At 61.5% G+C, this 25,536-nt stretch carries 24 protein-coding genes and 2 pseudogenes; 15 read left to right on the forward strand and 11 right to left on the reverse strand.

Translation table 11 applies throughout. From position 1 onward, the window contains the following. Positions 1-68: 68 nt before the first annotated feature. Positions 69-542, forward strand: a pseudogene (locus tag Q7F16_RS01610) (methyl-accepting chemotaxis protein); the annotation flags it as partial. Here the strand turns inward: Q7F16_RS01610 and Q7F16_RS01615 are convergent. The 3 genes from Q7F16_RS01615 to Q7F16_RS01625 all read right to left on the reverse strand — a co-directional run bounded on the left by Q7F16_RS01615 (position 523) and on the right by Q7F16_RS01625 (position 3,715). Continuing rightward, positions 523-2,160: an ATP-binding response regulator gene (locus Q7F16_RS01615; protein WP_409555470.1), complete on the reverse strand. Its 1,638-nt coding sequence runs from the start codon at positions 2,158-2,160 to the stop codon at positions 523-525. The pseudogene Q7F16_RS01610 and the gene Q7F16_RS01615 sit on opposite strands and share 20 nt — an antisense overlap. A 105-nt stretch (positions 2,161-2,265) precedes the next feature. After that, on the reverse strand, positions 2,266-2,763 hold the full coding sequence (locus Q7F16_RS01620) for a hypothetical protein (RefSeq protein WP_409555471.1): 498 nt from the start codon (positions 2,761-2,763) through the stop codon (positions 2,266-2,268). Between the two features lie 313 nt (positions 2,764-3,076). Further along, entirely contained in the window at positions 3,077-3,715 is a 639-nt protein-coding gene (locus Q7F16_RS01625) for a response regulator (protein ID WP_046062212.1), read from the reverse strand. A gap of 104 nt (positions 3,716-3,819) precedes the next feature. Here Q7F16_RS01625 and Q7F16_RS01630 point away from each other — a divergent pair, with 104 nt between their 5' ends. The 5 genes from Q7F16_RS01630 (at position 3,820) to Q7F16_RS01650 (ending at position 10,350) form a co-directional block, all read left to right on the forward strand. Beyond that, complete coding sequence (locus Q7F16_RS01630; RefSeq protein WP_409555472.1) at positions 3,820-5,427, forward strand: ATP-binding response regulator; 1,608 nt, start codon at positions 3,820-3,822, stop codon at positions 5,425-5,427. Between the two features lie 200 nt (positions 5,428-5,627). Continuing rightward, entirely contained in the window at positions 5,628-7,682 is a 2,055-nt protein-coding gene (locus Q7F16_RS01635; protein WP_409555473.1) for a 2Fe-2S iron-sulfur cluster-binding protein, read from the forward strand. Between the two features lie 135 nt (positions 7,683-7,817). Continuing rightward, positions 7,818-8,447: a glutathione S-transferase family protein gene (locus tag Q7F16_RS01640; RefSeq protein ID WP_409555474.1), complete on the forward strand. Its 630-nt coding sequence runs from the start codon at positions 7,818-7,820 to the stop codon at positions 8,445-8,447. Between the two features lie 77 nt (positions 8,448-8,524). Beyond that, positions 8,525-9,445, forward strand: a complete 921-nt coding sequence (locus Q7F16_RS01645; RefSeq protein WP_014338514.1) for a LysR family transcriptional regulator — start codon at positions 8,525-8,527, stop codon at positions 9,443-9,445. Next, complete coding sequence (locus tag Q7F16_RS01650) at positions 9,445-10,350, forward strand: LysR family transcriptional regulator (RefSeq protein WP_186650777.1); 906 nt, start codon at positions 9,445-9,447, stop codon at positions 10,348-10,350. Before Q7F16_RS01645 ends, Q7F16_RS01650 begins: the two co-directional genes overlap by 1 nt. A gap of 3 nt (positions 10,351-10,353) precedes the next feature. Here the strand turns inward: Q7F16_RS01650 and Q7F16_RS01655 are convergent. After that, positions 10,354-10,884, reverse strand: a pseudogene (locus Q7F16_RS01655) (AraC family transcriptional regulator); the annotation flags it as partial. A 189-nt stretch (positions 10,885-11,073) separates the two neighbouring features. On the opposite strand from Q7F16_RS01655, the gene Q7F16_RS01660 reads away from it, so the two are divergent. Then, the gene (locus tag Q7F16_RS01660; RefSeq protein ID WP_046062217.1) at positions 11,074-11,421 is read left to right on the forward strand and encodes a carboxymuconolactone decarboxylase family protein; all 348 of its coding nucleotides are present in this window, start codon (positions 11,074-11,076) and stop codon (positions 11,419-11,421) included. A gap of 871 nt (positions 11,422-12,292) precedes the next feature. Then, positions 12,293-12,517, forward strand: a complete 225-nt coding sequence (locus Q7F16_RS01665; protein WP_046062218.1) for a hypothetical protein — start codon at positions 12,293-12,295, stop codon at positions 12,515-12,517. A 164-nt stretch (positions 12,518-12,681) separates the two neighbouring features. On the opposite strand, the gene Q7F16_RS01670 is transcribed toward Q7F16_RS01665, so the two are convergent. Together Q7F16_RS01670 and Q7F16_RS01675 are read right to left on the reverse strand one after the other, a co-directional pair. Beyond that, positions 12,682-13,080 carry a VOC family protein gene (locus Q7F16_RS01670; RefSeq protein ID WP_409555475.1) on the reverse strand — a complete coding sequence of 133 codons (399 nt, stop codon included), beginning with the start codon at positions 13,078-13,080 and terminating at the stop codon, positions 12,682-12,684. 381 nt (positions 13,081-13,461) lie between these two features. Continuing rightward, on the reverse strand, positions 13,462-15,168 hold the full coding sequence (locus tag Q7F16_RS01675; protein WP_409555476.1) for an amidase: 1,707 nt from the start codon (positions 15,166-15,168) through the stop codon (positions 13,462-13,464). A gap of 248 nt (positions 15,169-15,416) precedes the next feature. Between Q7F16_RS01675 and Q7F16_RS01680 the strand changes: the two genes are divergently transcribed. From Q7F16_RS01680 to Q7F16_RS01710, 7 genes are read left to right on the forward strand one after another with little or no spacing between them, the layout of a single operon-like run. Then, complete coding sequence (locus Q7F16_RS01680) at positions 15,417-16,094, forward strand: thermostable hemolysin (RefSeq protein ID WP_046062221.1); 678 nt, start codon at positions 15,417-15,419, stop codon at positions 16,092-16,094. Then, positions 16,084-17,565, forward strand: a complete 1,482-nt coding sequence (locus Q7F16_RS01685) for an AMP-binding protein (RefSeq protein ID WP_409555477.1) — start codon at positions 16,084-16,086, stop codon at positions 17,563-17,565. The genes Q7F16_RS01680 and Q7F16_RS01685 overlap by 11 nt, the downstream gene beginning before the upstream one ends. Beyond that, positions 17,562-18,236 (forward strand): TenA family transcriptional regulator, encoded by a 675-nt coding sequence (locus Q7F16_RS01690; protein WP_095962248.1) that lies wholly within the window; start codon positions 17,562-17,564, stop codon positions 18,234-18,236. Before Q7F16_RS01685 ends, Q7F16_RS01690 begins: the two co-directional genes overlap by 4 nt. Continuing rightward, positions 18,223-19,032: an SDR family oxidoreductase gene (locus Q7F16_RS01695; RefSeq protein WP_046062224.1), complete on the forward strand. Its 810-nt coding sequence runs from the start codon at positions 18,223-18,225 to the stop codon at positions 19,030-19,032. The genes Q7F16_RS01690 and Q7F16_RS01695 overlap by 14 nt, the downstream gene beginning before the upstream one ends. Further along, positions 19,029-19,673: a tetratricopeptide repeat protein gene (locus Q7F16_RS01700; RefSeq protein WP_409555478.1), complete on the forward strand. Its 645-nt coding sequence runs from the start codon at positions 19,029-19,031 to the stop codon at positions 19,671-19,673. The genes Q7F16_RS01695 and Q7F16_RS01700 overlap by 4 nt, the downstream gene beginning before the upstream one ends. An 11-nt stretch (positions 19,674-19,684) precedes the next feature. Continuing rightward, positions 19,685-20,347, forward strand: coding sequence for a response regulator (locus Q7F16_RS01705; protein ID WP_014338527.1), 663 nt, complete (start codon positions 19,685-19,687; stop codon positions 20,345-20,347). Beyond that, positions 20,344-21,711 carry a sensor histidine kinase gene (locus Q7F16_RS01710; protein WP_046062226.1) on the forward strand — a complete coding sequence of 456 codons (1,368 nt, stop codon included), beginning with the start codon at positions 20,344-20,346 and terminating at the stop codon, positions 21,709-21,711. Before Q7F16_RS01705 ends, Q7F16_RS01710 begins: the two co-directional genes overlap by 4 nt. Positions 21,712-21,887: 176 nt before the next feature. Here Q7F16_RS01710 and Q7F16_RS01715 read toward each other — a convergent pair whose 3' ends face one another. Genes Q7F16_RS01715 through Q7F16_RS01735 form a run of 5 tightly spaced genes read right to left on the reverse strand, consistent with a single transcriptional unit; the run spans position 21,888 to position 25,491 of the window. After that, complete coding sequence (locus Q7F16_RS01715) at positions 21,888-22,076, reverse strand: YgaP family membrane protein (RefSeq protein ID WP_014338529.1); 189 nt, start codon at positions 22,074-22,076, stop codon at positions 21,888-21,890. Between the two features lie 13 nt (positions 22,077-22,089). After that, on the reverse strand, positions 22,090-22,509 hold the full coding sequence (locus Q7F16_RS01720) for a DUF6691 family protein (protein ID WP_409555479.1): 420 nt from the start codon (positions 22,507-22,509) through the stop codon (positions 22,090-22,092). A 2-nt stretch (positions 22,510-22,511) separates the two neighbouring features. Continuing rightward, complete coding sequence (locus Q7F16_RS01725; protein WP_409555480.1) at positions 22,512-22,946, reverse strand: YeeE/YedE family protein; 435 nt, start codon at positions 22,944-22,946, stop codon at positions 22,512-22,514. A 42-nt stretch (positions 22,947-22,988) separates the two neighbouring features. Next, positions 22,989-23,792 carry a sulfite exporter TauE/SafE family protein gene (locus Q7F16_RS01730; RefSeq protein ID WP_014338532.1) on the reverse strand — a complete coding sequence of 268 codons (804 nt, stop codon included), beginning with the start codon at positions 23,790-23,792 and terminating at the stop codon, positions 22,989-22,991. A 28-nt stretch (positions 23,793-23,820) separates the two neighbouring features. Beyond that, complete coding sequence (locus Q7F16_RS01735) at positions 23,821-25,491, reverse strand: TIGR01244 family sulfur transferase (protein WP_409555481.1); 1,671 nt, start codon at positions 25,489-25,491, stop codon at positions 23,821-23,823. Positions 25,492-25,536: the final 45 nt, after the last annotated feature.

A 25,536-nucleotide genomic window follows, 5' to 3' on the forward strand; every position in this document is an offset into this window, starting at 1 on the left:
ACCATATCTCCGCCGAGACCGAACGAGTGGCTGAACAGGGCGCCTTGGTGATCCATCAGACTGCCAAGGAGATGCGCGAGATCGCCGACAACATTGGCTCTTCCGCGCGCCTGGTTGGGCAGTTGGGCGCGCGTTCGGAAGAGATCACAGCCATCGTCAACACCATTCGCGGCATTGCCGACCAGACCAACCTGCTGGCCCTCAACGCGGCCATCGAGGCGGCGCGGGCCGGGGACCAGGGGAGGGGGTTCGCGGTGGTGGCCGACGAGGTCCGGCAACTGGCCGGGCGCACCAGTCGCTCCACCTCGGAGATTGCCGAAATGATCGGCATGATCCTCTCTGAAACCCGCGAAGCCGTCGCCAGCATGAACGTGACCCATGAAGGCGCATTGCGCGGCGTCACCCTGGCAGACCAGGCCGGATCGGTCATCGTGCAGATCCGGAACGGGACCACGGATGCCCTCGATGCGGTGAGCATGTTTGCGTCCAAGCTCGACGAGTCCGAGGTGATTCCCAAGACGGCTATCGGCTGGGTGGGTTGAGGTGAGCTGAGTCCTCGCCCTGGCGATCCATGCGCTTGACCCGTTCAAGTAATACCGCTCGCAGCTCCGGCGGTCGCACGGGTTTGGCCAGCACCGAGACGTTCAGGCTTTGCAGTGATTGGCGTATCCGCTCGATCTCATGCCCGGTGATGATCAGCGCCGGGACTTGCCAGCCGCGCTGCTCGCGTAGCGCGGCGATGCATTCGGCGCCCGAGACTTTTGTGCCCAGGTCGAAATCGGCGATGACGATGTCGCAATCGCTGGTCAGCCCCTGACCGTCGCTGTGGGTTTCAACCTCGCACCCCCATTTTTCCAGCAGCGCCGACGTTGCCATCAGCACGTTGGCGTCGTCCTCTACCAAGCACACCCGCAACCCGTCCAGGCGATTCTGTACGGGCACCACCTTGGGCACCACGACGCGGGGTGTCGTCGGCTCCAGGCCACAGATCGCCACCCTGGTGCCTTGTCCGACTTTGGAGCGGATGTGTACATCGACACCGAGTATCAGGCTGATGCGCTTGACGATGGACAGGCCAAGACCAAGGCCCTCGACATCTTTGTCGCGCACATGGCGCACGCGGTAGAACTCCTTGAACACTTCGGGCAAATGTTCGGCGGCAATGCCGCGCCCCTTGTCGTAGATCACCACGGCCAGGCGCTTGCCCTGGCGCCGCACGCCGATCAGCACCGGTTGGCCGGGCGCGTATTTGAGGGCATTGGACAGCAGGTTCTGCACCATCGTGGACAGCAAACCGGGATTGACGCTGACCCAGTAAGGACAGGCACGTAGGCGCAACTCAACGCCGGCCCAGCGCGCCGCCTCGGTGTTCTGCTTGACGACGTCCTGCAGTAAAGCGCCCAAGTGGACGGTATCGGCCTGCGGGGTCAGCTTGCCGTGATCGAGGGTGTAGATATCGAGGATCGAACGGAACAACTGCGACACGGTGTGCAGTGAACGGTCGATGTTGTCCACCAGCCGTAATTCTTCCAGCCCCAGCCTGGCGTCACGCAAGCAGGCGGTGAACAGGCCGATGGAGTGGATCGGTTGGCGCAGGTCATGGCTGGCCTGGGCCAGGAACCGTGATTTCTCCTGATTGGCCGAAATGGCTTCTTCAGAGGCAATGCGTGTGCGCTTGAGCAAAATGTGTGCGTAGGCTGGCACCACGATGGTGGTGACGATCAACATCAGGAACATGTAGGGCTGCGTACGCCAGAACGGAGTCAGCCAGAAAATCAGCATCAGGGCCGACAGCGCGATAACGGTTGCCAGCGTCAGGTAGCGCGAGCCGAAGCGCATGCCATTGCCCAGCGTGACCCAGAGCAGCGCTGCGTAGATCGGCAATGCCCCTTCGCCTCCAAGCACCATGGCAAATGCGATGCCGGTGTAGTCATGCAGCATCGTGAAAAGGTGCCGCCAGAAGAAGTGACCTGGCCAGCGCTTGATGAACATGCGCAGGAATACCGAGACGAAGATGAACGTGCAGATGTAGATAATGATGGGCACGTAGCTTGCGGCGTCCTCTGGATAGAGGCCGACCAGGATGACGATATACAACAGCGCAAAAGCGCTGACGATCAGGCGTAACGTGGCCTGGTCGAGTTCACTGTTCTTTTCCACTGGCTTTGGCACCACATGACCTCTGATGCCACCAAGCGTAGCGGCTAGCCACGGTGAAGGTTGGGAACAGACTTGATGCTGCCCCCAACGGGCGATGCCATTGCGTCAGTAGACCCTGTAGTACTTCACGACGTCATCGACGAAATAGATGGTCAATACCGAACCTTGGGTCTGGCTTTGGCCTGTTTTCGTGCCGGTCACGCTGCTGACGTCATTGGCTACGGTTTGCGCCTTGGACAGTTGCGCCGAGGTTTCATACATCTTCAGGCTGGTTTCGGTCGACACGTACTTATGGGCCAGCTTCATGTACTTGTCCAGGCCCTCATCAGTCTTTTCGTAGGTCCAGTTCGACTCGTTACTGGAGCTCGTCGAATTGAGTTCTTCATTCGTCGGCGCGCCGAACATTTGAGTGATCTGGCCTTTTGTCGTCTTGCCCGGAATGATCGTTTGCTTGAGGTAAGAGACGTCGTATTTTTTGGCGCCCTGATTCAAGGAACCCATCAAGTTACCCAAGTCGCCGGTGTTTGCACAACCGTTCAGTACGCCCGCCAGCGCGCACAGCGCCATTCCATTTCTGAGTGCTTTTCCATATTCGAAGGACATGATGACTTACCTTGAGTTAATGTCAGGACCATTCCATTTCAACCGGGCAGACGGTGAAGTTGACCCAGCATTACGCCGCCTGTCGATTTATTAAATCCATAGGCTTCGCACGCCATAACGTTTCAATAGGCACAGTGATACTGCACGGCGTATGGCACGTTGGTTACTTTATGTTTGGCTGTTCGAACAGCCTTTATGGAGCGTCCACAGCTTAGGAGGAGAGTACTGGGCGAAGCTATAGTACAAGTGTGCTATGGCCTTGAAGCCAGGTAGAGAGGATAACGCTCAATCAATATCCGCGGCCGTTATACATTCAATTGCCATGTTTTTCCGGCCATCCACCCTTGCTTGGGAAGTTGGAGAACTGCGCCGCAGCTGCTGCGCGCGTGGGGACCCCCAGTGATTTGAGCAGGCTTGAGACATGGATGCGCACCGTAAAGGGGGAGATGCCCAAGTCCCGGGCTATCTCCTTGTTGGTCTTGCCGGCCGCGATCAAGCCAAGCACTTGTCTTTGGCGCGCGGTCAGTTGGGAAAGTGCATCGTCCAGGATCGCGTTTTCGGCTTGATACTTCACCACCACTTCGCCTTCGCGTATTGCCATGATGGCGTCGGCAATACCGGCAGGGTCGATATTCTTGCCGATGAAACCGTCGGCACCCAGCGCCATCACCTGGGAAATAACATCGACGTCATCGACCATTGAAACCACGATGATCGAGGTGCGTTTGAACTCACTGCGCAACTGGCCTATGACCTGCAGCGATTTGATCCCGGGAAAGCGCAAGTCGAGTATCAGGGAGTCCACTTCCATCCCGGAACGTGCCAGCGCCAATACTTCGTCCAGATTGCCAGCCTGTTCTATGGAGGCTGTCGGCATGAGTCGTTCAATGGTCCTCAGCATACCTTCGCGAAACAAAGGATGGTCATCCGCCACAATTACCCTGCAGGTCATGCTTCAGATCCTTCTGAATCTTCAAGTCCGCGAATCGTAACCTAAACTGCGCCCTTGGGTTTCAAGTTTGAAACAAACTTTCATGTTGGAATAGTCCTGTGATTATGACGGAAAAGAATAGCGAGCTTGATCAGGCGACGTTGAGATTGACGGTCGGGGCCTGTACTGCGCTTTACATCATTGTGGTGGCCTGCCTGGCCAGTGACTTCGAAACCTATGTACCGATTCTGTGGTACATGACCTTTTTCTTTGGCGCCGCTGTCCCGCTGCGCATGGCGATCAAGCGTTGGCCCGGGCACTTCTTCCTGCGTCGTCTTTTTGCCATGACCCTCGACTATGTAAGCCTCGCCTTCGCCATGATCGTGGGTGGGGAGGGCTTGCTACCGGTGTACGCTGCGTTGCTCTGGGTCACGTTGGGCAATGGCATGCGCTTCGGCTCGCGCTACCTGGCGCTGGCAACTGTTATCGCGCTGTCGACCCTGGTGGTGATTTTCCTGCTCACGCCGTTCTGGCGCGGCCAGCCCTACCTGTTCCTGATGCTGATCGTCACCACCATCGTGGTGCCTGCCTATGCGCATATCCTGTTGACCCGTACCCGCATCGCTTCGGAAGAAGCGATTGCCGCGAACCAGGAGAAATCCCGCTTCCTGGCCCAGGCCAGCCATGACTTGCGCCAGCCGATCCACTCGATCGGCTTGTTCACCGCCTGCCTGCGCGATGCCCGGCTGGGCCAGGAAGAGTTGCGACTGGTGGACAACATCGACCGTTCGTTGCACATCGTCTCGCAGCTGTTTCGTTCGATCCTCGATATCTACACCCTCGACAACGGACAGCTTGAACCGCAAGCCGAACCCGTACACCTGGGCGCGTTGCTGCAGGACGTGGTCAAGCAGAACACCGAAGCCGCCCGCTGGGCCGGTGTCGAGTTGCGCCTGCGCCCTTGCCGGCATTGGGTCAATGTCAACGCCGGCCTGTTGGCGACCATGGTGCAGAACCTGGTCTCCAACACGCTCAAATATGCCTCCGGCCAACCGGTGTTGATCGGCGTGCGGCCGAAAGGCAGCGGCCTGGCCATTGTCATCTACGACAAGGGCCGGGGCATCGCCGCCGAACACCTGCCCGAGGTGTTCAAGGAGTTCTATCGGGTGCGCCACGTTCGTGACAAAGACGTCGAGGGGTTAGGCCTGGGGTTGTCCATCGTCAAGCGAATCAGCCACCTGATCAATCTGGACATCCAGCTGGACTCCCGGCTCGGCAAGGGTACGCGCGCCATGATCCAGGGCCTGGAAACGGTCGCGCCAAGGGCGATGATGGACAGGCCGGTGTCCCCCCATAGCCGTCTGCAAGGCTTGCGGGTGTGCCTGGTGGAGGATGACGCCAACGTGCTGATGGCGACGTCTGCGCTGTTGGAGAAATGGGGATGCGAAGTGGAAACCCACAGCGACGGGGTGGGCGTGACCAGTGACTGCGACATCATCATTGCCGACTTCGACCTGGGCACGAAAGTCTCCGGTTCCGAATGCATCGCCGCGATTCGCGAGCAACGGGGTTGGGAAGTCCCCGCCATGATCATGACCGGCCATGAAATCGAAAGAATTCGCCATGCGCTGCACCACATGAACATTTCGATCCTGGCCAAGCCCGTGCGGCCTCCAGAGTTGCGGGCGACCTTGCTCGAGCTGACCAAGAACTTTGCCAGCGTCAGGACGTGATCGCCGTTGCGGGCCATTCCTTGTGCTTCCACCATTCCATTTTATGAAACGGTGGATTGCAGTTTGTGCGTATTCCTGCGCCGCCGCTTTGGGCAGAAGATAACCCCAGCCACTTGCACAGCCGTGCAAACGATGGCGGAGAGTCCCCAACCGTAGCGCACTGGCGCAGGCGTTCATGCTGCGAGCGCGAGGAGTAGCTGATGGACGAAGCCTTGCAAGCAAAAAACTCGCCCTGGCACGAAGGAGAGCTGGCCTTGCAGCGCTCCGTCGGGGCAGTCGACATGATGGCCGGTGTCGGTCAACGGCAACTGGCGCGCACGTGGATGCCGGACCAGCATCGGGAGTTCTACGCCCAACTGCCTTTCGTGGTGCTGGGGGCGGTGGATCGGCAAGGCGATGTCTGGGCGACCCTGCGCGCGGGGCAACCGGGCTTCATGAACTCGCCCGATCCGCAGACCCTGCACATCCAACTCGAGCCTGAACCGAACGACCCGGCCCAGGAGGGCATGGGCGAGGGCGATGCCATCGGGATGCTGGGCATCGAGTTGCACACCCGCCGGCGTAACCGCATGAACGGTGTCGTGCGTCGTCAACTCGACCCAGGGCTCGAGATTTCAGTGAGCCAGGCGTATGGCAACTGCCCTCGCTACATCAACCTGCGCCAGTACCACTTTGTCGACGCGCGGGCCGTTGCGCCGCGTCAACTGACCGTGTCCGACCCGCTGGTGCGGCGCCTGGTGACGGCGGCCGATTCGTTCTATATCGCCACCTACGTGGTACGCGACGGCGAGCGGCAGGTCGATGCTTCTCACCGTGGCGGCAAGCCGGGGTTTGTGCGCATGGACGAAGACGGATCGCTGACCATTCCGGACTTCTCCGGCAACCTGTTTTTCAACACGCTGGGCAACATCTTGCTCAACCCACGGGCCGGGCTGGTGTTCGTCGATTTCCAGACCGGCGATTTGCTGCAAATGAGCGGCTCGGCGCAAGTGCTGCTGGACGACCCCGAGATCAGCGCGTTCCAGGGCGCCGAGCGGCTGTTGCGCTTTACCCCGCAACGCATCGTGTATCGCCCGGCGGCCATTGCCCTGCGTTGGAAGGACCAGGACGAAGGTGACTCGCCCAATTCCATGATGACCGGCAGCTGGGAGCAGGCCGCCGAGCGCTTGCAGGCCGAGGCGCTGCGTAACCGCTGGCGTGCGTTGCGGGTCGCGCGGGTGGTGGACGAGAGCCCCGACATTCGCTCGTTTTACTTGCAGGCGAGCGATGGCTTGGGTTTGCCCCGGTTTGAAGCCGGGCAACATTTGCCGGTGCGGATCTTGTTGGAGGGGCAGAACGCTCCATCGATCCGGACCTACAGCGTATCCAGTGCGCCGTCGGATGATTTTTTGCGCATCAGCGTCAAGCGCGATGGCTCGGTGTCGTCCCACCTGCATGATCAGGTGCAGGCGCAGCACGAGATAGAAGCGCGGGCGCCCCAGGGCCATTTCACCGTCCAGGCCACCGAGCGGCGTCCGTTGGTCTTGCTGGCAGCGGGTGTGGGCATCACACCGTTGCTGTCGATGCTGCGCGAGGTGGTTTACCAGGGCCAACGCATCAGCCGCATGCGCCCGGTCTGGCTGGTGCAAAGCGCCCGCTCGGTGGCCGACCTGGCGTTCCGTGATGAAATCGACGAACTGGCCGCCCGTGCCGGTGACAAGCTGCAGGTTCTGCGCATGGTCAGCCAGCCGCCCACTTTGGCAGGGGGCGCTGAGGGCTATGACCTGGCGGGCAGGATCGATGTGGAACTGCTCAAGAAACTGCTGCCGCTCAACGACTACGATTTCTATTTGTGCGGACCGGGCAGCTTTACCCAGGCGCTGTACGACGGGCTGCGCAAACTGCGCATCCCTGACGATCGCATCCACGCGGAAACCTTCGGTCCCTCGACGCTTGTGCGGGATCTTGAAGTCAGCGTACCTGCGCCAGTGCAAGTGCCGGCTGCGAGTGAAGCAGTGAAGGTCTTGTTCGCCAGTTCCGGCAAGGAGGCACGTTGGGAGCCGGGCAGCGGAACGCTGCTGGAACTGGCCGAAGCGCGCGGCCTGAACCCGGAATTCAGTTGCCGTGGCGGTTCCTGTGGCACCTGCAAAACCCGCTTGAGCCGTGGTCAGGTGCATTACCTGAGCCTGCCGGCCGAACCGGTTGGCGAAGGTGAGGTGCTGATCTGCTGCGCGGTGCCGGCCCAGGGGAGCGAGCCGTTGGTGCTTGAGGTCTAGGCTGACCGCCTGACTGTTTCACCGGATGAAATGCTGGATTGTAGAAGCTGGTTATTCCGCTGTCCGGGACAGGAGCAGAGGATAGCGCCATCGACGCGATCACCGCTTCGAGCCCAAAACAACATGGAGTACGTCATGTCTGAGAAAGCGATCAAACTTTATCGCCACCCGCTGTCGGGGCACGCCCATCGTGTCGAGCTGATGCTCTCGCTGCTTGGCCTGCCAACCGAGTTGATATTCGTGGACTTGATGAAAGGTGAGCACAAGACCCCGGAGTTCCTCGCCATCAACAGCTTTGGCCAGGTGCCGGTGATCGACGACAACGGCACCGTCCTGGCCGATTCGAACGCAATCCTGGTCTACCTCGCGGCCAAGTATGGCAAGGGGCAATGGCTGCCGACCGATCCGCTTGCCCAGGCGCGGGTGCAGCGCTGGTTGTCGGTGGCGGCGGGCCAGATCAGCCAGGGGCCGGCCAACGCCCGGTTGATCACCGTCTTCGGCGCTGGCTATGACGCCGAAGATGCCATCAAGCGCTCCCATGCCCTGTTGAAGGTGATGGAGACGGAGTTGGGGCAGAGCCGGTTCCTGGCCGGTGAGCAGCCGACCATCGCGGACGTGGCCGCGTACACCTACGTGTCCCACGCGCCGGAAGGCAACGTCGCGCTGACCGACTACCCGAACGTCCGGGCCTGGCTGGGCAGCATCGAAGCCTTGCCGAATTTCGTCGGCATGAAACGTACCGCCAAGGGCTTGCAGCAAGCCTGATTCACACCGCAGGTGCTTGCCGGGGGCATTTTCCGGCAAGTACATTCAAGCCACGTGCCCTCAAGGCTGGATCGCCCATGGATCGCTTTCAGGAAATGCAGGTTTTCATGGCAGTGGCCGAGGAGGAAGGGTTCGCCGCTGCCGCCCGTCGACTGCGTATTTCACCACCAAGCGTGACGCGCGCCATTGCGGCGATGGAGGAGCGGATTGGCACCCAGCTGTTGTCGCGCACCACCCGCAATGTGTACCTGACCGAAGCGGGGCAACGCTACCTGGAAGATTGCCGGCGGATCCTGAGTGAACTCGATGAAGCCGAGGAGGCCGCTGCCGGCAGCTATTCGATTCCTTGCGGGTATCTGACGGTCACCGCTCCGGTGCTGTTTGGTGAGCTGTACATCGCGCCTTTGCTGACGGATTACCTGGATCAATTTCCCTCGGTACACCTCAACGCCTTGTTGGTCGACCGCGTGGTGAACATCGCCGACGAAGGCATCGACGTGGCGATCCGCATCGGCCATTTGCAGGAAAACAATCAGCACGCCATCAAGGTAGGTGAAGTACGGCAGGTGATTTGTGGCGCCCCGGCCTATTTCCAGCGACATGGACGACCAACCCATCCTGGCGAGTTGAGCAAGGCCAATATCGTGATGTCTTCGGCCAGTCATTTGCTGAGCCACTGGCAGTTCATGGACGAAGCCAATTCGCTGAGCCTGCGCTTTGATCCACGCCTGGTGGTGACCGCGAATCAGGCGGCAATCAACATCGCCTGCCAGGGTTGGGGCGTGACCCGGGTCTTGTCCTATCAAGTGGCCCGGCAGGTCGCCGACGGCGAACTTGAGGTGGTGCTCAAGGCGTTCGAGCCGCCAGCGTTGCCGATTCACGTGGTGTATCAGAAGAGCAATCGAGTGCCGGCCAAGGTGCGCACGTTCGTGGACTTCCTCGCTGATCGGTTGGGGGACGACGTCACGCTCAAGCCTGTCGTAAAAGGCATCGCCTGATGGCTCGCCACCATGAAATGCTGATGTTCCATGCGCTGTCGCAGTGCTCCAGTCTCGCTTCGGCAGCCCAGCGCCTCAACGTTTCCGGACCGACCGTGATGCGTGCCATCGCTCGGCTGGAGGCGCGACTGGGTGTGCAGTTACTGTCACGCAGCACGCGCGGGGTCGTGCTGACTGAAGCCGGGATCGGCTTCATGGCTGACTGTTCACGGATCCTCAAGGCGATTGACGAGGCCGAGACGTCTGCCAAGGGGCGGCATGTCCAGGCCCAAGGCAACCTGACGATCCTGTTGCCCTTGCTGTTCAGCCGCTATGTCATGGCCCCGGTGCTGGCCGGCTACATGGATCAGTACCCCGAGATCAGGATATTTGCCCACTTCCACGATCGTTTTCCGAACATGCATGAGGAAGGGCTGGATGTGGCGGTGCTGGTGGGGCATCTGCCCAATTGCTCATTGATCGCACGACCGGTCGGCAGCGTTCGTTCGCTCGTCTGCGCCAGTCCCGGCTACCTGGCGACTCATGGTGAACCGGTTGTGCCGCAGGATCTGCACAATCATCGACTGATCGCCACGCAGGCCAACCAGGATTGGGTCCACTGGCCTTTCCAGCAGCAAGCCAACGGCCTCAAGGCACGCACCCGGCTCAGCTGCGCCACGCTACAGGCGGCCATCGACGCCGCGGCTCATGGGGCTGGGTTGATGCGCTGCTTGAACTATCCACTGTACGACTATCTGAACAGCGGGCGCTTGCGCCGGGTTCTGCAACCCTATGAACCGCCCTCGATACCGGTTCATGTGGTCTACCGCGAAAGACGCAAGGCGCCGATGCGGGTGCGCAGTTTCGTGGACTACATCGTCGAGCACCTGCGCGAGCACCCGGCGCTGCGAGCGGATGTTTCTTGAACGTCAGTTCGTGCTTGGGCCCTGGATCCCGCGGCGCACGCGTCCTGGCGCCTCGCCGAAGACTTCCTTGAATTTCTTGCTGAACGCGGCCTGGGATTGGTAGCCGACCTGTACGGCAATATCGCTCAGTCCCAAGTGTGAGTGACTGAGCAGGCTGAAGGCCAACTCCATGCGTACTTGCGTCAACAGCACCCACGGCGAGACGCCGGCCACCTTGACGAATGCGCGCATGAAATTGGCCCGGGACATGCTCGCGATGTCCGCCAGGCCTTGGATGGTCCACTCGTGGGCAGGGTCCGCCAGCATGGCCTGCCAGACCCGGCCCAGACGCTTATCGCCGAGCAGGGCCAGCGAGCCGCTGTCCTGTCCCTGGCTGGCCAGATGCGCACGCAGAATCAGGGTGAACAGCGCCTGTGACAGGGCATCGAGCAAGAAGCGCGCGCCGACCTTATCTCCATCCGCTTCTGCGCGCATGACCGCCACCAGCGCCGGCAACGGCCCATTGGCCGGAAATGCGCCGCTGGGAATCACCAGGGTCGCCTTGGAACTGACAGCGCAGGTCCAGGCTGCCGCGTACGTTGGCCAGGCTGATGAGTTTATCGATCGCATTCATTTGAGCGTTTCGCCAAAAAACCTGAGCGCATTGAACAAACCCGAGTGGCGCCAGGGTGAAAAACTGAGGGCGTCAAAACAGTACACCCAACCCACTCAGGAGTTAATGCCATGTTCAATAACTGGTCCGAATTGTTGCCCACCATTCAGAAAGCTTTTGGCGCGCTGGGTCGCAGCAACCCGAAAATGGTCAAGGCCTATATGGCGCTAGGAGAAGCTGCCAGCGAAAACAATGTACTCGATGCCAAGACCCGCGAACTGATCTCGATCGCCATCGCCGTCACCACCCGCTGCGACGGTTGCATCGCCGCCCACACGGACGCGGCGATCAAGGCCGGCGCGAGTCGCGAGGAGGTCGCAGCGGCCCTGGCAACTGCGATTTCGTTGAATGCGGGGGCGGCCTATATCTACTCGCTGCGGTCGCTTGAAGCGTATGACATGTTGAAAGCGTCGGTGTGATTTGTATGGGGGGCATATCCGTTGCTGCGGTAATGGTTGCTGGCGGTTCCGCTCTTACAGCGGCTCACTTTTGAGAAGCGCAAAAGTAAGCAAAACGCTCTTGCCCCACCACTTGGTGCCTCGCCTAGGCTCGGCATCCATGCCGGGTTGCCCACTGCGCAATACCTTCGTTCAGCCAGCGTGGTTAACGGGGCGCCCGAGATCAACGTCCACCACGAGGCGGCCTTATAGCCGACCTGGTTCTTTGGTGGAACCGCGTTTCTCCTGTGGGAGCGGGCTTGCTCGTGAAGTTTACGGTGATGTTGGATGTGTCGGCCTCATCGCGAGCAAGCTCGCTCCCACAGGTTTTTGTGTCGTGCGCAGATGCTATGAACACCCGCAAACCCATGTGGGAGCGAGCCTGCTCGCGAAAGCGGTGGTTCAGTTTGCGGTGATGTTGGCTATGCCAACGCCTTCGCGAGCAAGCCCGCTCCCACAGGAGAAACGCGGTCCATCAAGAGCCAGGTCGGCTACTAGGCCGCCTCGTGGTGGACGTTGATCTCGGGTACACCGAGCCTAAGCGAGGTGCCAAGTGGTGGGGCAGAAGCGCTTTGGTTATTTTCGCGCTTTTCGAAAGTGACCCGCTGTAAGAGCGGAACCGCCAGCAGCCGTTACCGCAGCAACGGATATACACACAACATCCCTCAAAAACGGAAAATCAAAATCCCGGCAAGCTTCTTTGGGTGCCATCAGCTGCGATTGTTTCAGATTAAGCAATCAAGTCATGTAATTCCTGGGCATTCTCTAAAACCCGTCCGCCAGTGAAACTGATCCCAGAAGCGATTGACCGTTTCGGGTCGTCGCAGCGCTCTCCATTCACCGGGAGATTCCCATGATCGACACGACTTGCACCGGCAGCCTTTGGCCCGATACCTCCATTGTGATTTACCCAGAGCACGAAAGCGGATTCCTGTTGCCCCAATTGATGGGCGCCTTGGCAAGCGAGTTTGCAGGTTTCGTTTCGAACGACCTGTGTCAGCAACGCGCCCACGGCACATTTCTGGCGAAGACTGGCGCCTTTGTGAGGCAGGTGCTGAAGCAAACGCCGATCGGCTGACGCAGAACCCGTGGCGAGGGAGCAAACAATGAAGCGTCGCTTCGTGCGCACTTGAAAATGGGGATGAAAGAGGTCGCTTCTTTTCCGTTCAATGGGTTCGACTTCGCTGTTTATTCGTACGTTGGCTAGGCAGGAAGCGAAAGCGAGCCATGCATTACGATCGACTAAGTCGACACCGAATCATGGCAACAGACGCAAAGCTTGTTGCCATCGAGATCTCGAAAGTAGGCGCCGTAATAGTCGGGGTGGTAGTGGGGTCTCAAGCCGGGTTCTCCCTCACACGTCCCGCCCAGTGCCAGTGCTGTTGCGTAGCTGTTCCTGACGGCTTCCCGGCTGGGCGCAAGCAGGGCAACCATCTGTCCGTTGCCGGGTTCGTGCATATTGCCGTCAAAGGGTTTTCCAATCACGAAGATCGGACGCGACGAATGCTCGGCAACCCAGCCAGCCCAGCCTTTGTGGACGTCGCTAAATTTCAATGTCAGGCCCAGCCCGGCCATGACCTTTGAATAGAACCCGAAGGCACGATCAAAATCGGCGATACCTAGAAAAACATGCGAGATCATGATGGCTACCGTTTTGGCTGCGGGTGCGAGGGTTGTTTGAAATTCCAGCCTACGCTGCCACAGGAGTCATCGCGCTGCCAAGTCCGGGCGGTTAGCGCTGCGGCTCAGACGCTTGGCGCGTGGCCTGCCAGCGCTGGTTTCCAACTCATGCGAGCCCAGGCGTCACACGGCGATGAGGCCGTGGACCTGTTTTCCCGTGCGACGCAACAGTATTCTCGGCTGTAGAACCGATCTAGGGACTGCTGCGCAGTCCAGCGGGAGCAAGCTCCCTCGCCACGGGGGGCGCTCGTACTCAAAATGAAGTCGAACGCTGCTTTTGTGGCGAGGGAGCTTGCTCCCGCTGGGCTGCGTAGCAGCTCCAAGACCGAGCCCGCTAAACGATCAAGCCGACAGCGGCGGCGTCCGCGGCGGGACCAGGCGTTTTGAACCAATCGATTCAAACGCCGAAGCCAATCGCAACAGCTTCGAATCATCATAGGCACGCCCGGCAAACGTCAGCCCCACCGGCATGCCGATGTCCGCCATGACACCCATCGGCACGGTAACAGTGGGCACGCCCAGATGGCGGATGGCGAGGTTGCCATTGGCGACCCAGACTCCGTTGCTCCAGGCGATATCGGCAGACACCGGGTTGACGTCAGCATCGGCCGGGCCGACGTCGGCGACGGTCGGGAAGATCACCGCGTCCAGGCCCAGCCGCTCCATCCAGTCCTCCAGATCGATTCGACGTGTCTCTTCAAGCCCCCGCAGGCCGTCGGGCAGGGTCGGGATCTGGTCCCAGGGCGTGATGCCGCGCTGGGCCATCTTCACGTACTCATCCATGCCGGCGGCCAGATCATCCTCTCGGTTGGGCAGGGTGCCCGGGTCGTGGGGGAAGATCTTCGGTCCGTCGACGTCGGCCAGACGATTCAACGTTGGATCGCCGTTGGCCCGCAGGAAATCATCGAACGCCCAGGCCGACAGGTCCCACAACTCATGGTGCAGGAACTCTTTGGAAACCAGGCCGCGGGTGAACACCGTGGGTGCGCCAGGACGATCGCCCTCGCAGTTGGACACCAGGGGGAAATCCACCTCGACCACTTCGGCGCCGCAGGCATCAAGCGCCTTGCGCGCTTGCTCCCAGAGCTCGATCACCGAGGCGCGGGTGATGATTCGCTGCCCCGTCGGGCCGCCGATGCCGGGGGCTTCGGCTGTGCCTGCTTCAGGGTCAGCGTTGATGTACATCCGAGGAACGCCGAACCGAATGCCGGCCAGTGTCCCCGGGTTGCTGGCAAGGCTCGGATACGAGGCCGGACGAACCGAATCGACGCTCGGAATCGGCACCCAGGGTTGCAGGCGCCACAGGTCGCCACGGGTGTCCGGGTCATTGGCGACCACCACGTCCAGCACTTCCAGCAGGTCGGCCATGGTCCTGGCGTAGGGCACGACGACGTCCATTGTCGGCGTCAACGGCCAGTTGCCACGCACCGAGATCACGCCGCGCGACGGTGTATACGCGCACAAGCCATTGTTCGACGCCGGACCGCGTCCGCTCGACCAGGTTTCTTCCGCAAGGCCGAACGCCGCGAAACTGGCGGCGGTTGCCGTGCCCGCACCGTTCGAGGAGCCCGAGGCAAAAGGCGCGGTGAGGTAGTCGCCGTTGTACGGGCTTTCGGCACGGCCATACACCCCGCGCTGCATGCCGCCGTTGGCCATGGGCGGCATGTTGGTCTTGCCCAGGCAAATGGCCCCGGCGGCGCGAAGCCGTTCGATGGTGAACGCATCGCGATAAGCAACCAGGTCCTTGAACGCCGGGCTGCCGGAAGCGGCAGTGAGCCCCTTGACCAGGTAACTGTCCTTGGCCGTGTAGGGAATGCCATCGAGCGGACCCAGGGTCTGGCCGTTGGCCCGACGGGCATCGCAGGCCCGGGCTTCTTGCAATGCATCGGGGTTGCGCACCACCACCGCGTTGAGGGCTGTGGGCGTATCGGGGCCGTCGTAGGCATCGATCCTGGCGAGGTAAGCCTGGACAAGCGCTACCGCCGTGGTCTGGCCCGATTCCAGCGCGGCGCGCAGTTGGGCAATGGAAACTTCGGTGATGTCGATCATGCAGTTACCGCCGCGGCAGGAGGATGACGGGGTGTGCGGGTCCGTTGAGGTTGGGGCCTGGCACGTCAGGGTCATCTCAAAGTGGATATTTATCGGGTTTTGCCTACTGTACTACGGAAAAACGATCAAGGGCAGCCCGGTTTTGACCGGACTATTTGTCGAACGAACCCAAAATTTGCCACCTTCAGACTTCGTTAAGAAACGGCCCCGATACTTTCTCCCAATAGCCCGAGGGAGAACGTTGACCCATGCCCGATTTCGACTGGAACATCCACCTGCCGCTGACCTTTGGCGACGCCGGCCCGCCGGTTCGTCACTTGCACCGGGCTTTGCCGGAACAACCTCGGCGAGCTGAGTTCGAGGCGTTCATCCAGCAGCGTTTTCGCCAGGTCCACGGCGCCGATATTCGTCACTTCATGCCGGAGCTGTTCGGGCTCGACGATGTCCACGGCACGCTCTGCGCAGCCGCTGGTGTGCGCCGGGCCGCTCAGGGGCCGCTGTTTCTCGAACGTTATCTGGACAACCCCATCGAGCCCTTGATCAGTGCCGCCGCCGACCGTGCGGTGGACCGCGCCGGCATCGTCGAGGTTGGCAACCTGGCCGCCAGCGACACGGGCAGCGCCCGGCTGAGCATCATCGCGATCACTTATCTGTTGGCCATGGGCGGCCTGGAGTGGGTTGCGTTCACTGGCAACATCGGCCTGGTCAACAGCTTCCATCGCCTGGGCCTCAAGCCGGTGACCCTGTGCCCGGCCGACCCGCAGCGCCTAGGCGAGGACCGCCATCTATGGGGGCGCTATTACGAAAGCCAGCCGTGGGTTCATGTCGGGAACATCCGCGCCGGTTTCATTCATCTGCGCAATAGCGGCCTGTTCAATCGCCTGGGACTGCCGACGGACCTCGGAGAAACCAGCCATGTCGCCTGAAATGGAACGCTTCAAGCGTACCTTGCGCGGTCATGCCGAGCGCAGGGGCCATGCCGTGGCACTGTGGGGCGACGGCTCGCAGCTCGACTACGCGACGCTTTATTCCGAAGTGGTGTACCGCCAGCAACGCCTGCGCGATGAACACATCAGTGTTGTTGCCCTGGCCCTGGACAACGGCATCGAAGCGATACTCTGGGACCTTGCCGCACTGTTCGAAGGGCTGACCTGCGTCATCCTGCCCGGTTTTTTCAGCCAGGCTCAACGTCGGCACTGCCTGGAACAGAGCCAGGCCGAGCGAGTGATTGCCGAGCCTGCGTTCGAGGCGGAACTGCAAGCTGCCGGATACCAGCACAGTGGCGAATTCTGGCGGCGGCACTTCGACGGACCGAGCCGTCTGCCGGCAGGCACCGCCAAGCTGACGTTCACCTCCGGTACCACCGGCACGCCCAAAGGCGTTTGCCTGAGCGCCGACAGCCTGTTGCGGGTGGCCCGTGAACTGGAGCAGGCCAGTCAACCGGTCGAGGCCAGGCATCACCTGGCGTTGCTGCCCCTGGCGATTCTGCTGGAAAACCTTGGTTGCTACGCGGCGTTGTATGCCGGTGCCATGCTGAGCCTGCCCAGCCAGAAGACCCTCGGCATCCAGGGCGCCAGCGGGGTCGACCCGGTGCGCCTGCTGGGATGCCTGGCGGCGCGTCGGGCGCACAGCCTGATCCTGGTTCCGCAACTGCTGTTGATGTTGGTCACGGCCGCCGAACAGAAGCTGTTCAACCCGCACCTCGTGCGATTCGCCGCCGTTGGCGGGGCACGGGTGTCCCACGATTTGTTGCAGCGAGCCCGGCGGGTTGGCCTGGCGGTGTTTGAAGGCTATGGGCTGTCGGAATGCGCCTCGGTGGTCTGCCTCAATCGGCCACAGGCTCATCGTGCAGGCAGTGTCGGCCAGCCGCTGCCCCATGTGGAGGTGCGCTTGGCCGATGACGGCGAAGTCCTGATCAAGGGCTCGACGCTGCTCGGTTACCTGGGGGAGTCACCGCACGCCAGCGAATGGTGGCCCAGCGGCGACCTGGGTGAGTTCGACGAAGACGGTTTCCTTTACCTGCGCGGGCGCAAGAAGCACCAGTTCGTGACCAGTTTCGGTCGCAACGTGAACCCCGAATGGGTTGAAGCCGAACTCACCCAGGGCGGTGACATTGCCCAGGCCTTCGTTTATGGCGAAGCCATGCCGCACAACCATGCACTGCTCTGGCCCGCCCGCGCCAACTGTACCGATCAAGCGTTGGAACTGGCCGTGGCCAAGGCCAACGACACGTTGCCCGATTACGCACGGGTCCATCGCTGGACGCGCCTGGACCAACCCTTCAGCGCTGCCAACGGCATGCTCACCGCTAATGGCCGGCCACGCCGGGAGGCCATCGTCGAGCATTACCGCGCGCAGCTCACTTCATCTGTCTTGTCCGAGGAATCCCCATCATGAGTTTTTTTGACACGTTGCAAGAAGCCACCCAGCAAGAACGCCAGACCCTGTTCAATCTGCCGATCATCCGTGACGCTCTCAACGGCCAGGTCAGCCTGACCAGTTACCGGGGCTTCCTGATCCAGGCGTATTACCACGTGCGCCACACCGTACCGTTGATGATGGCTTGCGGGGCGCGCCTGCCAACGCACCTGGAATGGCTGCGCAAGGCCGTGTGCGAATACATCGACGAAGAGTACGGCCACGAGCAATGGGTGCTGGATGACATTGCCGTGTGCGGTGGCGATAAGGAAGCGGTGCGCAACGGCCAACCTTCGTTGCCCATTGAGCTGATGGTCAGTTACCTCTACGACTTGATCGCCCGAGGCAACCCGGTAGGCCTGTTCGGCATGGTCAATGTGCTGGAGGGCACCAGTATCGCCCTGGCGACCCATGCCGCCGACAGTATCCGCGAGCGCCTGGAGTTGCCGCCCACGGCGTTCAGCTACCTCAGCTCCCATGGAACGCTCGACATCGAGCATATGCAGACCTATCGCGGCCTGATGAATCGGCTGGACGATCCGGCGGACCAGGCTGCGGTGATCCATGCCTCCAAGGTGGTGTACCGCTTGTACACCGACATGTTCCGCGGCCTGCCGCGCGACGGGGAGCATGAACATGCGCTTGTGTGATGCGCGTGTCGTGCTGACCGGCGCCAGCGGCGGAATCGGCCAGGCCATCGCCGCCGCCCTGTGCGCCAGTGGCGCGCGGGTCCTGGCCGTGGCCAGGCATCACGAAGCCTTGCAGCCGTTGCTGGAGCGTTATCCGCAGCACTTGAGCTGGGTCGAAGCCGACCTGACCTTCCTCGCCGACCGGCGCAAAGTGCTGGTCGCCGCCGAGGCCCAGGGCGGCATCAACCTGCTGATCAATGCCGCCGGCGTGAACCACTTCGCCATGCTCGAACAACTCGACGACAGTGAGATCAACGCCATGTTGGCGCTGAACATCAGCGCGCCGATCTGCCTGACCAAACTGCTCTTGCCGCTGCTCAAGCAGGCTGACAGCGCGATGGTGGTCAACGTTGGCTCGACCTATGGATCAATCGGCTACCCCGGCTATGCCAGCTACTGCGCCAGCAAGTTTGCCTTGCGCGGTTTTTCCGAAGCCTTGCGCCGGGAGTTGGCCGATACCCGTGTCGGGGTGCTCTACGTAGCGCCCCGGGCCACCCGTACCTCGATGAACAGCCCGGCAGCCGATGCGCTCAACCAGGCCCTCAAGGCCAACGTTGACGACCCGAAAACCGTGGCGGCGGCGGTGATCCACGCGATTATCGGCGACCGTCGCGAGCTGTATCTGGGCTGGCCCGAACGCTTTTTCGTCGGCCTCAACAGCCTGCTGCCCAACCTGGTGGACCGTGGCCTGCGCAAGCAATTGCCGCTGGTGCGCCGCCTCAGTCACAAACCTGAAAACGAGCACCTCAAGCCATGAAAAAACCCCTCGCTTACCTATTGATCGGCACCCTGAGCCAAAGCGTCTGGGCCTTGGAGGCGGCCGACCAGCAACGTCTCAGCGACATCCAGCAGAGCTGGGCCCACATTCAATATGAAGTGCCCGAAGGTCAGCGCGCCGATGCGTTCGAAAAACTCGCCGTCCAGGCATCGGCGTTCAAGCAGGAGCGCCAATCGGTGGCCGAAGCGTGGATCTGGTCTGGCATCGTCAACAGCAGTTGGGCCGGTGCCAAGGGTGGGATCGGTGCGCTGGGCAAGGTCAAGGATGCCAAGGGCGACCTTGAAAAAGCCCTGACCCTGGACCCCAAGGCCCTGCAAGGCTCGGCCTACACCAGCCTCGGTGCACTCTACGACCGGGTGCCGGGCTGGCCCCTGGGTTTCGGCGACTCGGACAAGGCCGAGCAATTGCTCCAGCAGGCTTTGCAACTCAACCCGAACGGCATTGACAGCCTGTACTTTTGGGGCGATCACCTCTACCGTCAGAAGCGCTACAGCGAAGCCAAGGCAGCGCTGCAAAAAGCCTTGCAGGCAGCGCCGCGGCCGGGTCGGGAAACGGCCGATGCCGGACGCCGCAAGGAGATCGACGCGTTACTGGTGGATGTGAACAAGCAACTGAACTGACAGGAGCGTATGTGCGTTTATTACTGATCGAGGACGACGTGGCCTTGGGCGAGGGCATCCATCAGGCCCTGAGTCGCGAAGGCTATACCGTCGACTGGGTACAGGACGGCAGCAGCGCCTTGCATTCGCTGCTCAGTGAAACTTTCGACCTGGCGGTGCTTGACCTTGGCTTGCCACGCATGGACGGCCTGCAAGTGTTGCGACGCTTGCGTGACAGTGGCTCCAACCTGCCGGTGCTGATCCTCACCGCCCGGGATGCCACCGAGGATCGCATCGCCGGATTGGACGCAGGGGCCGATGATTATCTGGTCAAGCCCTTCGACCTGGCGGAGCTCAAGGCCCGGCTACGGGCCTTGTTGCGCCGCAGCGCCGGCCGCGCCCAGGCGTTGATCGAACATGCCGGCATCAGCCTGAACCCCGTTACCCAACAAGTCAGTTACCAGGGCAAGCCGGTGGCCCTGACCCCCAAGGAATATCAACTGCTCCATGAACTGCTCTCGCCGCCGGGCCGCGTCATGACTCGCGATCATCTGATGCAGTTGCTCTACGGCTGGAGCGAGGAGGCCGAGAGCAACACGCTGGAAGTGCACATCCATCACCTGCGCAAGAAATTCTCCACCGACCTGATCCGCACCATTCGCGGGGTCGGTTACCTGGTGGAGGAGCGTCGATGAGCTCGATCCGGCGTCGTACGCTTACGTTGATTCTCGGCCTGCTGTTTCTTGGCCTGTTGATCATCACCGTATTCAACCTGCATGACAGCAACCACGAAATCGCCGAGGTCTACGATGCCCAGTTGGCGCAGAATGCCCGGCTGTTGCAGGGCGTGATGCGCATGCCGATGGCGAGCAAGGAGCACGCCGAACTGTATCAGGCGTTCAATTCGGCGTTGGGGCAGGCAGTGCCCAAAGTCGACGGTCATCCCTATGAAAGCAAGATCGCTTTCCAGGTCTGGAACTCACAAGGGTCGGTGTTGGTGCATACGTCCAGCGCACCGTCGTTCACCTCACCGCCGAGCGCGCCTGGCTTCAGTGAGGTCGTGGACCAGAAAAACCGTAAGTGGCGGGCGTTCGTCCTGGATGACGCGCAATACGGCTTGAAGATCTGGGTGGGCGAGCGTGATGACGTGCGTGCCGACCTGGTCGATCGCATTGTCCGTCACACCGTCATCCCCAACCTGATTGGCAGCGTGGTGCTTGCCGCAGTGATCTGGCTGGCCATCGGCTGGGGCCTTAAACCCCTGGTCGATATGGCGGCGAAGTTGCGTGCCAGGCATCCCGGCTCACTTGAACCCTTGCAAATGATGCCGCTCCCTACGGAGCTCGAGCCCATGCAGGCGGCACTCAACCGTGTGTTGGCGCAGATCCAGGAGCTGATGGGCCGTGAGCGGCGTTTCATTGCCGATGCCGCCCATGAAATGCGTACGCCCTTGGCCGTGTTGCGGGTGCATGCACAGAACCTGATGGAGGCGGGGAGCGAGCAAAGCCGTCGCGAGTCCCTGGAACACCTGATCGCTGGCGTCGATCGCACCACGCGTTTGGTCAATCAACTGCTCACCATGGCGCGGCTCGAACCGCAGGCAGGTGTTCCGACGCCTGCGGTCATCGACCTGCCCGCCACGGTTCGTGCGAGCCTGGTTCAACTGACGCCCTGGTTGTTGAGCAAGGGGCTCGAGCCGGTGCTGGACGTCAGCGATGACATCGGCCCGGTTCGAATCGACCCGGTGGCCATCGACATCGCCTTGAACAACCTGGTGACCAACGCGGCTAATTTTTCGCCGGCCAACGGCACGATCACCGTACGCCTGGCCAGGAAGGGCGATCACTACGAGCTGTCCGTCGAAGACCAGGGGCCGGGTATCGACGAGGCCGAGCGTGAGCGGCTCTTCGAGCGGTTCTACAGCCGCGGCAATGACCAAGGGGCGGGGTTGGGCCTGACGATCGTGCGCACCATCGCGGATCGTCTGGGAGGGCGCATACGCTTGGAAAATCGCACCGAGGGTGGGCTGTGCGCGACCTTGGAAATAGGGCGCTTCTAAGCGGTTTCCCGACACCATGACAGGTGGTCGGCCCCATGCGGTGCTTCAAGCAGGCGCATCGGCCGTGGATTGTCCGGCGAGAAAGGCGACTATCTCGGTTGAGTGAGTCTGTTGCAGGACTCCAAGGGTGACTGGCAAGGTCTATGGCCGTTCCAGGAGAACGGCCATAGCGCGTCTCAGCAACGTTTGCAGGTCTTGATGCCCAACAACGAATAGATCGGGCAGAAGCGCATGAAACCGGTGGCCAATGGCACCAGGCCGATCCAGCCCCACGCGCCGATCAAGCCCGTCAGGCTCAGGATGATGAGGACAAGCCCCGCGGCAATACGTGCGCCCCGGTCAATGGTTCCAATGTTGGCTTTCATGACAATCTCCCGATCAATGGCCGCGCCGGGTTTCCAGCGCGGTGAACAACAACATGCCCGCCAACATGGCCAGCATGAACACAAAGGCCTGCCAGTGCCCGGTCAGCAGGATGGCCACGGCGGGGCCAGGGCAGATGCCGGCGATGCCCCAGCCGATGCCAAACATCAGGCTGCCACCGATCAGGCGTGGGTCCAGTTCTCGCTTGACCGGCAACTGCATGGGGCTGCCCAGCAGCGACTGAGTCTGTTGGCGCGCCCAGGCCAGGGGGACGATGGCGGTGCCAATCGCCCCGATCATCACCAGCGCCAGGGACGGATCCCAGGCGCCGGCCAGGTCCAGGAAACCCAACACTTTTTTCGGGTTGGCCATGCCTGCCAGGAGCAGCCCGAGGCCAAAGAGCAGGCCGGCGATGAATGCCGTCAGTTTGCGCATGTTCAAACCCCCATCACGTGACGCAGGACAAATACCGTGGCGAAACCGCTGAGCATGAAACACGCCGTGGCGACCATCGAGCGCGGTGAAAGGCGCGATAGGCCACACACGCCATGGCCACTGGTGCAGCCCGAACCGTAACGAGTGCCGATCCCCACCAATAGGCCCGCGACAGTGAGGCCGAACCAGCCGTTCTGGAACTCGATCGACGGCAAGGTGGCAAACACGCCCCATAACAGCGGCGCGACGAGCAGGCCCAGGAGAAACAGAGCCTTCTCGCCCAGCCCTTCACTGCCACGCTGCAGCAGGCTGCCGATCAGCCCGCTGATGCCGGCGATCCGGCCGTTGGCAACCACGAACAGGCTGGCCGCCAAGCCAATCAACATGCCGCCGGCCAGGGATGCCCACGGCGTAAAGTTGAGCCAGTCAATATTCATCAGTGTTCTCCGCTACACATCGATGATTTTCCACCCGGTTATTCAACCCAGGACCTTTACCAGCAGGGCGACCGCTACCAGCGTCGACACCAGGGCGAAGCCTCTTTGCAGATAGGGTTCCGGCAACCTCGTGGCGACCAGGCGCCCGCCGAGCATGCCGACGATGGCACCCATGGAAAAGGGTAGCGCTATGGGCCATTGCAGGTGGCCCATCGCCGAACTCGCCAGCACCCCGGACATGGAAACCAAAGCGATGACGGTCAGCGACGTGGCGAGCACCGACTGGGTGGTCAAATTGGTGTACCGCTGGAGCGCCGGAACCATGACGAAACCACCGCCGACGCCGAGCAACCCGGATAGAACCCCGGCGACCATGCCCGAAGCCGTGAGCGCCCACGCACAAGGGCCGGTCCAGTTCAGCTTGCCGCGATTTTCGTCCAGGACACAGGGCGGCGGCTTGCGTGTTTCGCAGGCCTTTGCCCCGACATGAGACGGCAGTGATTTTTGAAAGGCCCGGAACGCCACGTACATCAGCAACAAGGCAAACAGGATCGTCAGCGGACGGTTGGGCGTGCGCTGCGCCAACCAAAGGCCCAATGGCGAGCAGATGACCCCCGCACTGGCCGTCAGCAGTGCGGCCTTGTAGCGCACGATGCCATTGCGCAGGCCCATCACGGCGCCCAGGGTGGCGGCCAGGCCCACCGCCAGCAAACCAATGGGCCCGGCTTCGGCCATGCCCATGCCCACGCCAAAAACCAGGAACGGGACGGCGAGTATGCCGCCACCGGCACCGGTCAGCGCCAGGATCACGCCCACCGAAAAGCCCAGTACCAGGACGGTAATCATCTCGGTCTCCTGGAGCAGAGGTTTGATTTCATAGGTCCGCCAGTTCAGGTTTTGCCAGCCATTCACGGCCCTTGAGCATGGCTTTCCAGTACAGCGGTGGAAGAATGCGCTCTTTAAGTAGCCAGGCGAGTCTCGAAGGCCGAGTACCGTCGATCAGCCCGGACGGGAAGCTGGGGGCAAGCTTGCCGCCGTAGGTGAATTCAGCGAGAACGACTTTGCCTCGCTCCACGGTCAGCGGGCAGGAACCGTAGCCGTCGTAATGGGCGCTGCCCTTGGCCTTGCCCATGGCCGCCAGCACATTATGGGCGACCACGGGCGCCTGCTTGCGCGCCGCCGCTGCGGTTTTTGCGTTGCTGGTATTGGTCGCATCGCCCAATGCGTGAATATTCGCCCAGGTCTTATGCCGCAAGCTGTCGGGATCGACATCAATCCAGCCCGCCCCATCGGCCAGAGGGCTTACACGGATAAAATCCGGCGCCACCTGGGGAGGTACCACATGCAGCAGGTCGAAGTCGTGCGTCACCAGGTGAGTACTGCCATCGACCTTGACGCACCTGAAGGTCGCCGTTTGTGCCGGTCCATCGACCGACGTTAGCGTGCTGCCGAAATTCAGGTCGATTCCATAGGCGCGGACGTATTCCATCAGGGCCGGCACGTAGTCGGGAACGCCGAACAGGACTGTCCCGGCGGTGCAGAAGTCGATCTCGATATCGCCGAGTACGCCTTGGCGCCTCCAGTGGTCGGCGCACAGGTACATCGCTTTTTGAGGGGCTCCAGCGCATTTGATCGGCATGGGGGGCTGCGTGAAAATCGCCCGGCCACTGCGCAGTTGCTGCACCTGTTCCCAGGTGTAGGGGGCCAGGTGGTACAGATAGTTCGAGGTGACGCCGTTGCGCCCCAGTGTCTGCGGTAAGCCTTCAATGGCATGCCAATCCAGTTTAAGGCCCGGGCACACGATCAACTGCTCGTAGCGGACCACGCGGCATCCATCGAGAATAATGGCGTCGTTTTCAGGTTCGAAGGCCGCAACAGCCGCTTTGATCCAATGCACGCCCCGGGGAATGGTCGCGCCCATCGTGTGGGCCGTTCTGTGCGCGTCGAAGACGCCACCGCCGACGAGGGTCCAGCCGGGCTGGTAATAATGCACATCCGCCGGATCGATAATGGCAATGTCCAGGTCTGGCTCGCGGGCCAATAGGCTTGAAGCTGCCGCGATGCCCGCCGCGCCGCCGCCGACAATGACCACGGCATGCCGGGCTTCGGCCACGCCAACAGGCGTGCGTCCCTCGTTGGCAATTCTGCGGATGACGCCTTTCATGTCGAAACCGGCTTTCCTGGCGGCTTCGACAATTTTTGGCAAGGGTTGCTGGCCGGCCTGGGACAGTGCCCACATCGTCGTCGAGCGCATGCCGGAGCGGCAATACGCCAACACTGGCTTGGGCAAGGACTCGAGCAATTTGCCGAAGGCAACGCCCTGTTCGTCGGTCACCTTGCCGGACTCTGCGGCAAGGTAATGCGCCTCGATGCCCATCGCTTGTGCCGCACGCTGGATGTCGGCAAACAAAGGTTGATCGCTGCCTTCGCCATCAGGCCGGTTACAGATGATGGCGCGAAAGCCGCTGGTTTTGATCTCACTCATTTGGTCGGGATGAATCTGCCCTGAGATCGAGAGGCCGGACGCAAGGTGGCGGATGTCCATGACTGTCTCCGTGATGACGGTTTTTCTTATGAGAGGGGGCGGGTC

Origin of the sequence: Pseudomonas sp. Lb2C2, from assembly GCF_052112205.1 — a bacterium.
Classification (GTDB): domain Bacteria; phylum Pseudomonadota; class Gammaproteobacteria; order Pseudomonadales; family Pseudomonadaceae; genus Aquipseudomonas; species Aquipseudomonas kilonensis.

What these genes read in the sequence shown, in the direction of transcription:
- Q7F16_RS01620 (WP_409555471.1), bottom strand. Translation starts at nt 2,763, where the DNA reads ATGTCCTTCGAATATGGAAAAGCACTCAGAAATGGAATGGCGCTGTGC.
- Q7F16_RS01625 (WP_046062212.1), bottom strand. Translation starts at nt 3,715, where the DNA reads ATGACCTGCAGGGTAATTGTGGCGGATGACCATCCTTTGTTTCGCGAA.
- Q7F16_RS01630 (WP_409555472.1), top strand. Translation starts at nt 3,820, where the DNA reads ATGACGGAAAAGAATAGCGAGCTTGATCAGGCGACGTTGAGATTGACG.
- Q7F16_RS01635 (WP_409555473.1), top strand. Translation starts at nt 5,628, where the DNA reads ATGGACGAAGCCTTGCAAGCAAAAAACTCGCCCTGGCACGAAGGAGAG.
- Q7F16_RS01640 (WP_409555474.1), top strand. Translation starts at nt 7,818, where the DNA reads ATGTCTGAGAAAGCGATCAAACTTTATCGCCACCCGCTGTCGGGGCAC.
- Q7F16_RS01645 (WP_014338514.1), top strand. Translation starts at nt 8,525, where the DNA reads ATGGATCGCTTTCAGGAAATGCAGGTTTTCATGGCAGTGGCCGAGGAG.
- Q7F16_RS01650 (WP_186650777.1), top strand. Translation starts at nt 9,445, where the DNA reads ATGGCTCGCCACCATGAAATGCTGATGTTCCATGCGCTGTCGCAGTGC.
- Q7F16_RS01660 (WP_046062217.1), top strand. Translation starts at nt 11,074, where the DNA reads ATGTTCAATAACTGGTCCGAATTGTTGCCCACCATTCAGAAAGCTTTT.
- Q7F16_RS01665 (WP_046062218.1), top strand. Translation starts at nt 12,293, where the DNA reads ATGATCGACACGACTTGCACCGGCAGCCTTTGGCCCGATACCTCCATT.
- Q7F16_RS01670 (WP_409555475.1), bottom strand. Translation starts at nt 13,080, where the DNA reads ATGATCTCGCATGTTTTTCTAGGTATCGCCGATTTTGATCGTGCCTTC.
- Q7F16_RS01675 (WP_409555476.1), bottom strand. Translation starts at nt 15,168, where the DNA reads ATGATCGACATCACCGAAGTTTCCATTGCCCAACTGCGCGCCGCGCTG.
- Q7F16_RS01680 (WP_046062221.1), top strand. Translation starts at nt 15,417, where the DNA reads ATGCCCGATTTCGACTGGAACATCCACCTGCCGCTGACCTTTGGCGAC.
- Q7F16_RS01685 (WP_409555477.1), top strand. Translation starts at nt 16,084, where the DNA reads ATGTCGCCTGAAATGGAACGCTTCAAGCGTACCTTGCGCGGTCATGCC.
- Q7F16_RS01690 (WP_095962248.1), top strand. Translation starts at nt 17,562, where the DNA reads ATGAGTTTTTTTGACACGTTGCAAGAAGCCACCCAGCAAGAACGCCAG.
- Q7F16_RS01695 (WP_046062224.1), top strand. Translation starts at nt 18,223, where the DNA reads ATGCGCTTGTGTGATGCGCGTGTCGTGCTGACCGGCGCCAGCGGCGGA.
- Q7F16_RS01700 (WP_409555478.1), top strand. Translation starts at nt 19,029, where the DNA reads ATGAAAAAACCCCTCGCTTACCTATTGATCGGCACCCTGAGCCAAAGC.
- Q7F16_RS01710 (WP_046062226.1), top strand. Translation starts at nt 20,344, where the DNA reads ATGAGCTCGATCCGGCGTCGTACGCTTACGTTGATTCTCGGCCTGCTG.
- Q7F16_RS01715 (WP_014338529.1), bottom strand. Translation starts at nt 22,076, where the DNA reads ATGAAAGCCAACATTGGAACCATTGACCGGGGCGCACGTATTGCCGCG.
- Q7F16_RS01720 (WP_409555479.1), bottom strand. Translation starts at nt 22,509, where the DNA reads ATGCGCAAACTGACGGCATTCATCGCCGGCCTGCTCTTTGGCCTCGGG.
- Q7F16_RS01725 (WP_409555480.1), bottom strand. Translation starts at nt 22,946, where the DNA reads ATGAATATTGACTGGCTCAACTTTACGCCGTGGGCATCCCTGGCCGGC.
- Q7F16_RS01730 (WP_014338532.1), bottom strand. Translation starts at nt 23,792, where the DNA reads ATGATTACCGTCCTGGTACTGGGCTTTTCGGTGGGCGTGATCCTGGCG.
- Q7F16_RS01735 (WP_409555481.1), bottom strand. Translation starts at nt 25,491, where the DNA reads ATGGACATCCGCCACCTTGCGTCCGGCCTCTCGATCTCAGGGCAGATT.